At 36.5% G+C, this 13,506-nt stretch carries 16 protein-coding genes; 10 read left to right on the top strand and 6 right to left on the bottom strand.

Features of this window, described 5'->3' with window-relative positions; genetic code table 11:
* Positions 1–211: 211 nt before the first annotated feature.
* Positions 212–2,590 carry an endonuclease MutS2 gene (locus tag AC04Q1_RS24375; RefSeq protein ID WP_478367159.1) on the bottom strand — a complete coding sequence of 793 codons (2,379 nt, stop codon included), beginning with the start codon at positions 2,588–2,590 and terminating at the stop codon, positions 212–214.
* A 1-nt stretch (position 2,591) separates the two neighbouring features.
* Positions 2,592–3,125 carry a DUF4296 domain-containing protein gene (locus tag AC04Q1_RS24380; RefSeq protein ID WP_478367160.1) on the bottom strand — a complete coding sequence of 178 codons (534 nt, stop codon included), beginning with the start codon at positions 3,123–3,125 and terminating at the stop codon, positions 2,592–2,594.
* 93 nt (positions 3,126–3,218) lie between these two features.
* Between AC04Q1_RS24380 and AC04Q1_RS24385 the strand changes: the two genes are divergently transcribed.
* The 4 genes from AC04Q1_RS24385 (at position 3,219) to AC04Q1_RS24400 (ending at position 6,948) form a co-directional block, all read left to right on the top strand.
* Positions 3,219–3,920, top strand: coding sequence for a YggS family pyridoxal phosphate-dependent enzyme (locus tag AC04Q1_RS24385; RefSeq protein WP_478367161.1), 702 nt, complete (start codon positions 3,219–3,221; stop codon positions 3,918–3,920).
* Position 3,921: 1 nt separating this feature from the next.
* Complete coding sequence (locus AC04Q1_RS24390; RefSeq protein WP_478367162.1) at positions 3,922–4,389, top strand: N-acetyltransferase family protein; 468 nt, start codon at positions 3,922–3,924, stop codon at positions 4,387–4,389.
* Position 4,390: 1 nt separating this feature from the next.
* Complete coding sequence (locus AC04Q1_RS24395; protein WP_478367163.1) at positions 4,391–5,653, top strand: aspartate kinase; 1,263 nt, start codon at positions 4,391–4,393, stop codon at positions 5,651–5,653.
* A gap of 107 nt (positions 5,654–5,760) precedes the next feature.
* Entirely contained in the window at positions 5,761–6,948 is a 1,188-nt protein-coding gene (locus AC04Q1_RS24400; protein ID WP_478367164.1) for a class I SAM-dependent methyltransferase, read from the top strand.
* Between the two features lie 93 nt (positions 6,949–7,041).
* Here the strand turns inward: AC04Q1_RS24400 and AC04Q1_RS24405 are convergent, their stop codons facing one another.
* The 4 genes from AC04Q1_RS24405 to AC04Q1_RS24420 form a co-directional block, all read right to left on the bottom strand.
* A complete protein-coding gene (locus tag AC04Q1_RS24405) occupies positions 7,042–7,239 on the bottom strand; it encodes a cold-shock protein (protein WP_029276380.1) in 198 nt (65 codons plus the stop codon).
* Positions 7,240–7,451: 212 nt separating this feature from the next.
* Positions 7,452–8,087: a peroxiredoxin gene (locus AC04Q1_RS24410; RefSeq protein WP_478367165.1), complete on the bottom strand. Its 636-nt coding sequence runs from the start codon at positions 8,085–8,087 to the stop codon at positions 7,452–7,454.
* A 158-nt stretch (positions 8,088–8,245) separates the two neighbouring features.
* Positions 8,246–9,343: a trypsin-like peptidase domain-containing protein gene (locus tag AC04Q1_RS24415; protein WP_478367166.1), complete on the bottom strand. Its 1,098-nt coding sequence runs from the start codon at positions 9,341–9,343 to the stop codon at positions 8,246–8,248.
* An 8-nt stretch (positions 9,344–9,351) separates the two neighbouring features.
* The gene (locus AC04Q1_RS24420) at positions 9,352–9,918 is read right to left on the bottom strand and encodes an RNA polymerase sigma factor (RefSeq protein WP_478367167.1); all 567 of its coding nucleotides are present in this window, start codon (positions 9,916–9,918) and stop codon (positions 9,352–9,354) included.
* Between the two features lie 202 nt (positions 9,919–10,120).
* On the opposite strand from AC04Q1_RS24420, the gene AC04Q1_RS24425 reads away from it, so the two are divergent.
* From AC04Q1_RS24425 to AC04Q1_RS24450, 6 genes are all read left to right on the top strand, one after another.
* Entirely contained in the window at positions 10,121–10,342 is a 222-nt protein-coding gene (locus tag AC04Q1_RS24425) for a hypothetical protein (protein ID WP_055911571.1), read from the top strand.
* Positions 10,343–10,487: 145 nt separating this feature from the next.
* Positions 10,488–10,706 carry a hypothetical protein gene (locus tag AC04Q1_RS24430; protein ID WP_055911574.1) on the top strand — a complete coding sequence of 73 codons (219 nt, stop codon included), beginning with the start codon at positions 10,488–10,490 and terminating at the stop codon, positions 10,704–10,706.
* 128 nt (positions 10,707–10,834) lie between these two features.
* The gene (locus AC04Q1_RS24435; RefSeq protein WP_478367168.1) at positions 10,835–11,053 is read left to right on the top strand and encodes a hypothetical protein; all 219 of its coding nucleotides are present in this window, start codon (positions 10,835–10,837) and stop codon (positions 11,051–11,053) included.
* A 140-nt stretch (positions 11,054–11,193) separates the two neighbouring features.
* The gene (locus AC04Q1_RS24440; RefSeq protein WP_478367169.1) at positions 11,194–11,391 is read left to right on the top strand and encodes a hypothetical protein; all 198 of its coding nucleotides are present in this window, start codon (positions 11,194–11,196) and stop codon (positions 11,389–11,391) included.
* Between the two features lie 126 nt (positions 11,392–11,517).
* Positions 11,518–12,864, top strand: coding sequence for an adenylosuccinate lyase (gene purB / locus AC04Q1_RS24445; protein ID WP_478367170.1), 1,347 nt, complete (start codon positions 11,518–11,520; stop codon positions 12,862–12,864).
* 87 nt (positions 12,865–12,951) lie between these two features.
* Positions 12,952–13,503 carry a NifU family protein gene (locus AC04Q1_RS24450; RefSeq protein ID WP_055911586.1) on the top strand — a complete coding sequence of 184 codons (552 nt, stop codon included), beginning with the start codon at positions 12,952–12,954 and terminating at the stop codon, positions 13,501–13,503.
* Positions 13,504–13,506: the final 3 nt, after the last annotated feature.

A 13,506-nucleotide genomic window follows, 5' to 3' on the forward strand; every position in this document is an offset into this window, starting at 1 on the left:
CACAGTTACGGATATAAAAGTTTTATTTTAAAGTCCTGTCAGACGGTAACACCTGACAGTTTAAAGATAGATCATCTTCGCAAGGAGTAACGACGAATCTACCCTGAACAGTAAATCGATTTTCCATTCTCACATCTCACATCTCACATCTCACATCTCACATCTCACATCTCACATCTCACATCTCACATCTCACATCTCACATCTCGCCTCAATTCAAATATACATATGTAATCCCATCACCACCTCGATCAGCGTGTTCATCTTCCATCCTATTTACCTGACTATACTTTCGTAAATATTCCCGGATCATTTTTCTCAAAATACCATCACCTTTACCATGAATGAGCTTAATGGATGGAAACCCCAGCATAATGGCCTTATCCAGGTATTTTTCCACTTCGAACAGCGCATCTTCTGTGCGTTTACCACGGAGATCCAGTTCGGCTCTAAAGCCCGAAACGGCATCATTCATCCGCCCGGCAAAAGAATTTGCACTACTTTGGATCACTTTTTTCGCTTCCTTATTGCTTACTTTTTGAACGCGGTTTTTTTTCACCGTTGATCTTAAATCGCCAATCGCCAAAACCAGTTCATTGCGGTTCATTTCTAAAACCTGACCAATGGTTTCACTATCGGTAAATTTAACCAGATCACCAATCTCAATTTCACCTCCAATCACTATTTGCACAGGCTTCGGGCGTTCTTTTGGTATGGTATTTTTAACCAGCTCCTTTTGCAAATTTTGGCGGAGCTCTTTGGTTACCTCTTTATTGGCCTGCTTTTCTTTAATTTCGGCAATGGTATTTTCGACCAGTTTATTGGCATTTTTAATGATATTCTGCGCTTCTTGCTTTGCCTCCTTAATGAGGACCTTCCTGTTCTCCTCTAAAAAGCTTTTTAACTTTTCGTTTTCGGCAACCAGGTTCTTTGCTTTATTCTGTTGATTGGCTAAACTCACCTTGGCATCGTACACGTTTTTCTTCTCCCGTTCCAGATCAACCAACATCGTATCCACCCGATTTTGGTTCGAGCCTGTTTTTTCTCTGGCCAACTGGATCACCTCTTTTGGAAGACCAATATTCTGGGCGATTTCAAATGCATAAGAACTACCAGGTTTACCCATTTCCAGGATGTAAAGCGGTTTCATCTTCGCGTTATCAAAAAGCATCGATGCATTTTCGAGTCCTGCCGTATTGCCAGCAAAAAGCTTCAGATTAGAATAGTGGGTAGTAATTACCCCCCTAACTTTTTTATTATTCAATACTTCTAAAACAGCCTCCGCCATTGGTCCGCCAAATTGCGGATCGGTGCCGGTACCAAATTCATCAATCAGCACCATCGTTTTTGGCGAGGCATGTTCTACAAAATAGCGCATCTTTTTCAGGTGTGCACTATAAGTACTCAAATCACTTTCTATCGATTGATCATCACCTATATCGGCGAATATATTTTCAAAAATTCCAACTTCACTATTGGCATCAACCGGGATCAGCAAGCCTGTTTGCAACATTAGCTGTAATAAACCTACGGTTTTCATACAAACCGATTTACCACCAGCATTTGGTCCAGACACCAATACCACACGTGTTTCGGCATCGATGTGGATGTTTAATGGGGTAACACTTTTCTTTTCAGCCGCAAAGGAGATCGATAAAAGTGGGTGCCTTGCGTTAATTAATTTGGTTTTAGGCTCTTTTAACAAACCTGGCATTTCTGCCTCGATATCTAATGCAAACAAAGCCTTCGCACGAACAAAATCCAGTTTGGTCAGGAAACCGTGGTAAGAAAGCAATAATGGCGAGTACGGCCGCAGATCGTCTGTCAAAGCAATCAAAATCTTAATGATTTCTCTACGTTTATCAAATTCTAAATCACGCAGCTTGTTATTTAGGGTAAAAACCTCCTCAGGTTCGATATAAACGGTTTGTCCGGTAGCAGATTCATCATGCACAAAACCTTTAAGTTTTCGCTTATTTTCTGCTAAAACCGGAATACACATCCTGCCATCACGGATGGTTAAACTCCCGTCGGCAACCCAATTGTTGGCAATAGCCTGTTTATAAATAGAATCCATGCGTTTACGCACATCCTGCTCGGCTTTCGAAATCGCAGAAGTGATCTCCTGCAGTTCTTTTGATGCGTTTGGTTTGATCTTTCCTTTGGGATCTATTACGGTTTCTATTTTACGAAGGATGCTTTTTTCGATCGGCAAATGCTCAAATAAAGCTTCCAGTGTAGGATAAACTTCTGCTCGTTCCTCAAAAAAACGGAGCACCGAAAAAACAGTATGTAAGGAAGTGTATACCTGAAACCACTCATCTTCCAACAGATAAGTGCCCTCAACCCTGATTTTTTCAACCAGTGATTTAATATCAAAAAAGGTATTGATTTGTAAAGGCTCCTGATTTTGCAGGATACTCTTGAATTCGTTTGTTTGGCGTAAAAATTTATCAATTTGATCAAAACGGTTCATCACCTGCATCTTTTCTACCATAGTTTGCCCCATCGGACTCAAACAATGTTTACTGATAAGCTGCCTGATTTCGATAAAACCTAAACGTTCTAAACAATTTTCGGGATATAACATATTATTGTACGAGCGACGGAGTTGAAACAAGTTCAAGTGCTCCAGTTTTTTTTATATTGATGAGTGAATCGGCCTCTTTTTTCTTTTTGGCAATTGCCGCCGCGGCCTTTACCTTCGACAAGGAATCTGGTTTCATTTTTTTTCTGATTGCAAGAGAATCGGCCTTGAATTTCTTTGCGATCACCAATGAATCCGCCTTGAATTTCTTTTTCTGGATCATTTTGTCGGCTATCCCAATTGCTTTTTTCTGCTGGGTCAAAGATTTTTGTATGTTCTTATACATCGTTTCCAACTCTTTTGGGTTGGTATTGTACCAGATCAAACTTTTATTGTATTCGGCAGAATCTGTTCCGAATTTTTTATAAATACCCTTATAATAAGCTGCTGCTACCTTCTTTGCCGAATCGACCACGTAGATGGTAGAAATGTAACCGTCAACCAGGTGCATATCATATAAAATCTTCTCCATTTTATCAGGTTTAATAATGCCATCAGGTATACCCGGTTTGCAACCAAACCATAATATAGCTGTCATTATAACCCATATTAATCTCTTCATGCTCAATTAAAATATTATTTTTTGCCCAAATTGCGGCAAGGTTATTAATTTTACCAAAAATAGTTATAAATGAGCATAGCTGATAATCTTAAACAATATAAAAACGAAGTTGAATCAGACGGGGTTAAACTAATCGCAGTTTCAAAAACACAACCAATAGAATCAATTTTAGAAGCATACAACGCCGGACAACGCATTTTTGGTGAAAACCATGTGCAGGAAATGGTTGATAAACAAGCACAACTTCCAAATGATATCGAATGGCATTTAATTGGTCATTTACAAAGCAATAAGGTAAAATATATTGCCCCTTTTGTTAAACTTATTCACGGAGTAGACAGCCTGAAGTTACTTCAGGAAATCAACAAACAGGCAGCAAAAAACAAACGGATAATCGACTGTTTATTACAGGTTTACATTGCTGATGAAGATACTAAATTCGGGCTTGGCTTTGACGAAGTGATTGAACTGCTTCGCGACGAAGCATATGCAGAGTTAAAAAATATCCGTATTGTAGGTTTAATGGGCATTGCCACTAATACCAAAAACGAAAAGCAGATTACTATTGAATTTCATGAGCTGAAAGTATTCTTTGATGGCATAAAAGTGAGCTTTTTCCGCAAAGATGATACTTTTAAGGAAATATCGACCGGAATGAGTGCCGATTATAAAATTGCGATTGAAGAAGGAAGTACAATGGTGCGCATTGGCAGTAGTATTTTTGGAAAAAGGGTAATTAAACATTTTAAAAACGATATTTCGGCGAACTAATATGGATTTTAACATCAGATTTGCAACTGCAGAAGATTGTGCAAGAATATTGGAACTGATTAATGAGCTGGCCGTTTATGAGCGCGCTCCAGAAGAAGTAACGGTTAGTTTAGATCATTTTATCGATGCTGGCTTTGGTAAAAACCCGGTTTGGAAAGCCTACGTTGCAGAGGTAAACAATACAATTGTAGGGTTTGCCCTGTATTATACCCGCTACTCTACCTGGAAAGGCTGCAGGTTATACCTTGAGGACTTTATTGTAACTGAAGAATTTAGAGGAAAAGGGGTTGGCAAAGTATTGTTCGAAAAAGTAATTGAAGAGGCCAAAAACGGCAATTATAGCGGCATGGTTTGGCAGGTATTAGACTGGAATGAACCTGCAATTAACTTCTACAATAAATATAAAGCTCATTTAGAAAGTGGATGGCTAAACGCAGCTTTCTCTAAAGAACAAATCAAGGCATTTTAATATGGATATTTTTAAGTTTGGTGGTGCCTCGGTAAAAGATGCAGATGGGGTAAAAAATCTGGCGAATATTGTCCGCGATTATAAAAAAGGAAACTTACTGATCGTGATTTCAGCAATGGGCAAAATCACCGATAAATTGGAAAAGCTCACGCATGCTTTTTTAGCTCAAAATGATGAAGCACATACCATTTTTGAGGAAGTTAAACATTTCCATTTTAATATTATAGATCAACTGTTTCAAGGCAAACACCATCCTGTATACGATGATGTGGCCAATACCTTTGTAGAAATTGACTGGCTGATTGAGGATGAACCTGACAACAATCCCGATTATATTTACGATCAGATTGTATCCATAGGTGAAGTGGTTTCCACCAAAATTGTTGCCGCCTGGCTAAATGAAACCGGTAATAAAGCGCTTTGGGCAGATGCACGAAATTATATCCAAACCGATAATACTTATCGCGAAGGAAAGGTAGACTGGATCAAAACCAATCAGAGCATTCAAAAAGATTTGTTGCCACTCTTAACCGACAACATCATAGTAACACAGGGATTTATCGGTGGAACAAGTGAAAATTATACTACAACTTTGGGCCGTGAAGGTTCTGATTATTCAGCTGCCATATTTGCATCATGTTTGGATGCAGCAGCTTTAACCATCTGGAAAGATGTTCCGGGAGTGTTAAACGCAGATCCGAAGTGGTTCGATGAGACAGAAAAAATTGCCCAACTCTCTTACCATGATGCCATAGAGCTTACGTATTATGGCGCAACCGTAATCCATCCAAAAACCATAAAGCCGCTACAAAATAAAGGCATTCCGCTATTTGTACGCTCATTTATCCAGCCGGAAGGTTCGGGAACAGCCATTACAAAAGATAATAATCCATTGCCTATCCCCTCTTTTATATTTAAGGTTAACCAGGCGTTGATTTCTATTTTCCCGAAAGATTATTCTTTTATTATTGAGGAAAACCTGAGCAATATTTTCGAGCTTTTTCATAAACATAAGATCAAAATCAATACAATGCTCAATTCCGCGATCAGCTTTTCGGTAAGTATTGATGACCATCCTATTCAGATTGAAAAATTAATCAATGATCTATCTGGTGAGTTTACCGTAAAGTACAACAAGGGATTGGAATTGGTAACCATCCGTTATTACAATCAACAAACCATTGATCGCGTAACGGTCGAAAAAGATATTTTACTGGAAGTGAAAAGTCGCCATACCTGCCAAATGGTAATGAAAAATAAATAGCTGGATGCGGAAGCCCGAGTTGAAAGAAATGAGTCCATCTTACCATTGATACCTGCTACTTGATACCCTATACCTAATACCCGCAACTTGATACCCGACACTAAGAAATGAACAATAAACTTTTAGCGAAATCAGTCCAAGATTACATTAACGCAAACTTAAATGCCGATGTAAATCAGATTGCTTTAGCTAAAAGTCCATTTGAAGGTATTACTTCTGCAGAATTAGCTACCCAGATTACCGCGAAAAAGAAATCGGAAAAGAAATTACCAACCTGGTTTAAATCCGAAAACATTTATTATCCTCCCGTATTATCCATAGAACAAACTTCCTCCGAAATTACGGCACAATATAAATCGAAATTGGCCAAAGGCGATGCCTTAATTGATATCACCGGTGGATTTGGAGTTGATAGCTACTACTTCTCCGAAAAGATAAAAGCGGTTACCCATTGCGAAATTAATCCCGAACTTTCAGCAATAGCCAAATATAATGCCCAGGCATTGCAGGCAAATAATATTGAATTTAGCGCCGAAGATGGCATTGCTTACCTTAGTACTGCCAGTGAACGTTTTCACACCATTTATGTAGATCCTGCCCGAAGGGCCGAAAAAGGTAAGGTTTTTATGCTGAAAGATTGTACGCCTGATATCGTGGGCAATTTAGATACATTGCTGGGGAAATCAGACAGGATAATCGTCAAAACAGCACCTTTACTCGATATTTCAGCCGGCTTATCAGAACTGAAACATGTTAGCGAAATCCATATTGTAAGCCTGAAAAATGAGTGTAAAGAACTTTTATGGGTAATTGATAAAGGCTTTGATCAGGATACTAAGATTATTGCCGTAACTTTAAATAACGGAATCGAGAAAAATTTCACCTTCTACAGATCATCGGCTGATTCACCGGTACATTTTGCAGCTGACTTATCTATTGGCGATTATTTATACGAACCAGATGCAGCTTTGTTAAAGTCAGGAGCTTTCAATTTAATCGGCTCAACATACAATCTTTTAAAATTGCACACGCAAACGCAGTTATTTATTTCAGATGCGGTAAATAAGGATTTTCCTGGTAGGATATTTAAAATTGAAGCGATATTAACAACCGGCGATCTCAAAAAACTAGGGAATTTAAAAGGCAATGTAATTGTTCGGAATTACCCTGCAAAACCCGAAGACCTGGTCAAAAAATATAAAATTAAAGCAGATCAAAATCAGTTTTTGATTTTTACTAAAATCGCTAATGGAGAGAATATTATCATTAGAGCGTCAATCATCCAGTATTATTAATTGTTACTTTGAGTAATGACAACGGCATAAACGTTAAAAAGCCTTTCTGTTGAAAGGCTTTTTTAAGGGAATAGGAAATAAGTATATTATCGCTTAAACTTTTTTAACGTTTACGGCCTGTAAACCTTTTCTGCCTTCAGCTACTTCAAATTCTACTGTGTCGTTTTCTTTCAAGCTTTCGATTCCACCTAAAACATCTTTAAAATGCACAAATAAGTCTTTATTGTCTTCTTGTACAATAAATCCAAAGCCTTTTTGAGTATTAAACCACTTAACTTTTCCGGTTGCCATAAAAAAATAAAAAAAATATATAAAATAATAAACCTTTTAAGCTTTGATCAGCATTTCATCCAACTAATTGATCATCAAAATAAATAAAACAACCAGTTTAAGCGTTAATATTGAAACAAAACTATCAAATATAATAATTTACAGATGTAATACCACTCCTTTTTAAGCATTCAACAAGAATGTTGCGTATACATAAAGGGAATTACGGTTAATTATTTATTTGGTTGTGGCGTAGTACGTAAATAAGGTTTGATTACTTTATGTCCTTTAGGAAATTTTGCCGGAATATCTTCCGTTTTGATGCTGTTTACAACAATTACATCTTCGCCATCTTTCCAATCGGCCGGAGTAGCCACACTATAATTTGCGGTAAGCTGTAGAGAATCGATTACACGCAATACTTCGTTAAAATTTCTTCCTGTTGATGCCGGATAGGTAATGGTCAACTTCACCTTTTTATCAGGACTGATCACGAACAGCGATCTAACCGTTAATGTTTCTGAAGCATTTGGATGGATCATATCATAAAGATTGGCAACCGTTTTATCCGGGTCGGCAATAATCGGAAATTCAACAGAAGTATGCTGCGTTTCGTTAATATCATTGATCCAGCCTTTATGCGACTCTGCCGTATCTACGCTTAAAGCTAAAACCTTAACATTTCTTTTTTCAAACTCACCTTTTAATGCTGCAGTTCTACCCAGTTCTGTGGTACAAACAGGGGTATAATCGGCAGGATGAGAAAACAGTACCCCCCAGCTATCGCCTAAATAATCGTAAAAATCTATTTCGCCGATGGATGTGTTGGCTTTGAAATTCGGTGCGGTATCGCCTAATCTTATGCTCATAATATTCTTAATTTTAAGTTGATTCAAACAAATTTAAACAATAGTATAGTAAATACATAGACATAATATTATTTTAAGACCTCCAAATTACAATTCAAATAAAAAACCCTGAAGAATCTAATCTACAGGGCTTAAGAATATTAATTTGTTTGGGGTGTTTAATTATAGGCTTTGATCATGAATACATAATCCTGTAGTTTTTCAATTTGTTTTGTACGCTTCAAGCCTGATAGGGTACTTTTCTTATTGGCAGAAAGTTTGTTTTTCCCTAAAGAATCTTGTGGGATAGCCCTCATCGCTTCTAAGATATATTTAGATTTAACAGCAAAAGCCGCCCCTTCAGTTTGATCTGGCTTACTGCTAATAATTCCAACCAAATTACCATTATTATCTAAAACCGGGCCACCACTATTGCCAGGGTTTACAGCAATGGCAACCTGGTATTGAGTGGTATCACCTACAAACCCATTTTTAGAACTCACATAACCTTCACCTAAAACGGCATCATCTTTTGGATAACCTAAAGTATAAACCATTTCGCCAATGCTGCTAGTACTTCTTTTTATGGTATAAGGTAATGACGATAGATTGGCGAAATTTTTATCGCTTATTTTTAAAATAGCAATATCATTCTGAGGATCGGTATATACCGACTTAACTTTAAAAGACTCTCCTTTACTATTTTGAACGTAAAGTGAATCCGCCCCATTAATGACATGAAGATTGGTTAAGATATATCCATTAGAAGAAATGGCAAAACCAGTACCGCCAACACTATTTTGAACAGCAGGCTTTCCAACAACAGCCGATGTACTGTTTATTTTTCTAATTAGGCTATTTTGCGTTTTTATCGCTTTATTTACCTGGCTACTGAGTAACACAAGTTGCTCTTTTTGCCTGGTATTATGCTGAATAGAATATACAGAAACCAACGACAACACTAAAAAAGAGGCCGCAACTGCAATTGCAGATTTATGCTTACGCCATAATTGAACCACACGTGATGGATGCGGCCTTAAAGTTGAAGCCAAAGCCTCCACATCAATTTCTGAATGAATTTGTTTCAATTGCTCCTTTAAGCGTAATTGTCCGGCAAATGTGCCCATAGACTCTAAAAAGAACTTATGCGAAACTACCTTATGATCTACCGTGGCATCATTACGACGTAACTGTTCAAAGGCTTCAGTTTCCTGTGCATTAAGTTTACCTAAAAGATAATCTTCAATAATTGCATCTAACTCCAAATCGTTTCTCATTTCAATTATTAGGGTTGAAAAAATATTTTCTTTAACCGCTGCAGGCATTTGTATTTCTGTGTTTTTGCGTTATCGGTATTGGTGTAACCAAACTTTTCGCAGATATCCTGCATGGATAAATTGTGGATATAAAAATCCTGAATAATAGTTTTGCAAGGTTCGCCCAGATGATCGAGTGCCGACTGCATTTTTACAAAAGCAGCATCTTTTTCCTCATGTTCCTCTACGTCCTCTTCAACAGCAAATACATCTTCATAATCGGTAATGTTGCCAGCCTTTTTACTGTTTTGGTTAAGTTTCTTTAACCAGATCCGCCGGCAAACCGAATAAATATAGGTTTTCAGTTTGCTGCTGAGCTCAAAATTACCTTCCTTAATTTTGTTATATAAAATAATAATGGCTTCCTGATAAACGTCTTTTGCATCATCTTCATCACCATTATTATTGAGGATAAATTGCAAAACCATTGCATAATAAGCCTTGTATAACTTGTTAAGTGCATCTTCGGAGTTATTTAGGATACCTAAAATAACCTCTCTATCTGTTGGAACTGAACTCTTTAAACTGTTATTCACTAGTTAATACATTTTTCGATAAATAGTAACCCAATATTAGACAAAAAAATATTTATAGCAGCTATAATTGCTTAATACAAACTTAACCTGAACGGTAACCCAACGGACATAAAAAAATATTTTAACTTTTTTTCAAATTATCGGGTTACCTTTTTACCTTTGCGGCATTAACAAGAAATTAATTACTTAAAAAAATTCAAAAATGAAAAATGCATTCAAATTAGGCTTTTTAGCTTTAGCTTTATCTTTATCAGTTGTTGCTTGTAACTCAGAAAAAAAAGCTGAAGGTGCTGATACTACTTTAACTGATTCTTCTACTATCGTTACTGATACTACTGCAAAAGATACTACAGTTAAAGATTCTACAGTAAAAGATACTACTGTAAAAGCTACTACAACTACTACAGAAGAAGTTAAACACTAGTCTAACTTACCATATAAAAAAGGCCCTGAATTCAAATTCTGGGCCTTTTTTATTTTTTTTGCTTTTTTTTTATTTTTTTGGGTTACCTTTTTTAACAACAGGTATTAAGAGGTAAATTAATTAATTACTTAAAAAATACTCAAACATGAAAAATGCATTCAAATTAGGCTTTTTAGCTTTAGCTCTATCTTTATCAGTTGTTGCTTGTAATTCAGAAAAAAAAGCAGAAGGTGCTGATACTACTTTAACTGATTCTTCAGCTATCGTAACTGACACTACTGCAAAAGATACTACAGTTAAAGATTCTACAGTAAAAGATACTACTGTAAAAACTACTACAGAAAAAACTGAAGTTAAACACTAGTCTAACTAACTTATAGAAAAGCCTCCCGATATAAAATCGGGAGGCTTTTTCATTTTAACCTAAAAACGGGTTACCTTTTCACATTTTGAGTATTAATGTTATATATTAACCCTAAAACATATATCAAAATGAAAAATGCATTCAAATTAGGCTTTTTAGCCCTTTCTTTATCTTTAACTGTTGTTGCTTGTGATTCTACTAAAAAAGCTGATGGCGCTGATACTACAGTTACAGATTCTTCAACAATTGTTACGGATACAACTAAAGTTGATACTGTAGTTAAAGATTCTACCGTAAAAGATACTTCCGTTAAAGCTACTACTGAAAAAACTGAAGTAAAACACTAGTTTTTTATAATATTTCAGAAAGAAAGGTCACAATTTAACATTGTGACCTTTTTTATTTCATCAAATCGGGTTACTTTTTTAAGTTTTTTGTATAAATTAGTAAGTAATTAATTTTTAGAACCAAACAAATTAAAAAAACAATGAAAAATGCATTTAAATTGGGCTTTTTAGCTCTTGCTTTATCTCTATCTGTTATTGCATGTAAATCAGAAAAAAAAGATGGTACAACAGATTCATCTAAAGTTGACACTACAGTTGTAGATACTACAGTTAAAGATACTACTGTAAAAGATACAACCGTTAAAGACACTACAGTATTAGATACGACTAAAAAATAGTTTTAGCGATTACTGCAAAGGGCCTTGGAATTTCCAAGGCCTTTTTTATTTATACTAATTTCTAAAGATCAAGGCCTTAAAATCCATCAATTGTAGTAAATTTGCGGCAAAAATATAATCCGCATAATGAATTTAACATCACTACAAGCTATTTCACCTGTTGATGGCCGTTATAGAAAAACAACCGAAAGTTTAGCCGCTTACTTTTCTGAAGAAGCTTTAATCAAATACCGTGTTTTTGTAGAAATCGAATATTTTATCGCACTTTGCGAAATCAACTTGCCTGGCTTGGAAAATTTTGATAGAGATCTTTATGCCAAATTGCGCGAAATCCACGAAAATTTCTCAGAGGCAGATGCTTTAGAAATTAAGGAAACTGAAAAAGTAACCAACCATGATGTGAAAGCGGTTGAATATTTTATCAAAAGCAAGTTCGATGCTTTATCCCTTCAAAATTATAAAGAATTTATTCATTTTGGTTTAACCTCGCAGGACATTAATAATACTGCCATCCCTTATTCAATTAAACTGGCCTTAAACGAAAGTTATTATCCGGCAATTAATACGCTGATTGAAAAAATAAACGCCCTGGCCACAGAGTGGAAAGATATCCCAATGTTGGCACATACGCACGGCCAACCTGCCTCTCCCACTAAATTAGGTAAGGAGTTTCTGGTTTTCGCCGAACGCTTAAGCATTCAGTTGGAAAGTTTAAAAACGATTCCTAACAGTGCAAAATTTGGTGGCGCAACCGGAAACTTCAATGCACACCACATTGCTTATCCCGAAGTAAACTGGGTTGATTTTTCTAATCAGTTTGTAAACGAAACTTTGGGTTTAACCCGAGCGCAGCACACTACTCAGATTGAACACTACGACCAGTTTGCATCCCAATGTGATGCTTTAAAACGCATCAACAATATTATTATCGATTTAGACAGAGACATCTGGACGTATATTTCCAAAAATTATTTTAAGCAGAAAATCAAGGCTGGTGAGATCGGTTCATCGGCGATGCCCCATAAGGTTAACCCGATCGATTTTGAAAACGCAGAAGGAAATGCAGGAATTGCCAATGCGCTATTCGAATTTTTCGCCGCCAAATTGCCGATTTCACGCTTACAAAGGGATTTGACTGATTCTACTGTTTTAAGAAATGTGGGTGTTCCATTTGGTCATACTTTGATTGCCATTAATTCTACTTTACGTGGATTGAATAAAATTTTACTAAATGAAGCTGCACTACATGCCGATTTAGATGATAACTGGGCAGTTGTTGCTGAAGCCATCCAAACGGTATTGAGAAGGGAAAATTATCCGAATCCATACGAAGCCTTGAAAGAACTGACCCGGACCAACTCAAAAATCAATGCAACAAGTATTGCAGAATTTATTGAAGGTTTGGATGTTTCAGAAGCTGTAAAAGTACAATTGAGAACCATTACACCATTTAATTACACTGGCGTTTTCTAGTCAAATTAAATTGACGTTAAGCAGACAGCATTACAGGGTTTTATTAGTGAGTAATTGTTAATTTTGTTTATTCAAATTGATCAAGACATGACGATTAACGTATATACAGAACAGACTCCGAATCCAGCCACCATGAAATTCATGGTGAACAAGCTGTTAATTAATGGCAGTGAAGACTTTGCGACTAAAGAAAGTGCAGAACATTCTCCATTTGCCAAAGAGTTATTCAAGTTCAACTTTGTTTCTGGTGTTTTTTTCGCCAGTAACTTCGTTACCATTACCAAAACTGAGGATGCTGAATGGGCTGATATCGAAGCCATTTTAAAAGAATTTGTTAAAGGTGCGGTAGAATCTGAATTAAAAATTAAAGAAGCAACAGCCGAAGAGGCTCCAGCTTTTGAAGGTTCGGAAACTGAAATTAAGATCCAGCAGATTCTGCACGATTACGTTCGTCCGGCTGTAGAGCAGGATGGTGGTGCAATTACCTATAAATCATTCGACGAAGGTGTGGTTACTGTTGAACTACGTGGTTCTTGCAGTGGTTGTCCATCTTCCACCATTACGCTTAAATCTGGCATCCAAAACTTATTACAGCGAATGGTACCAGAAGTTACAGAAGTTGTTTCTGAAGCGCTTTAAAAC

The organism is Pedobacter humicola (genome assembly GCF_056490705.1).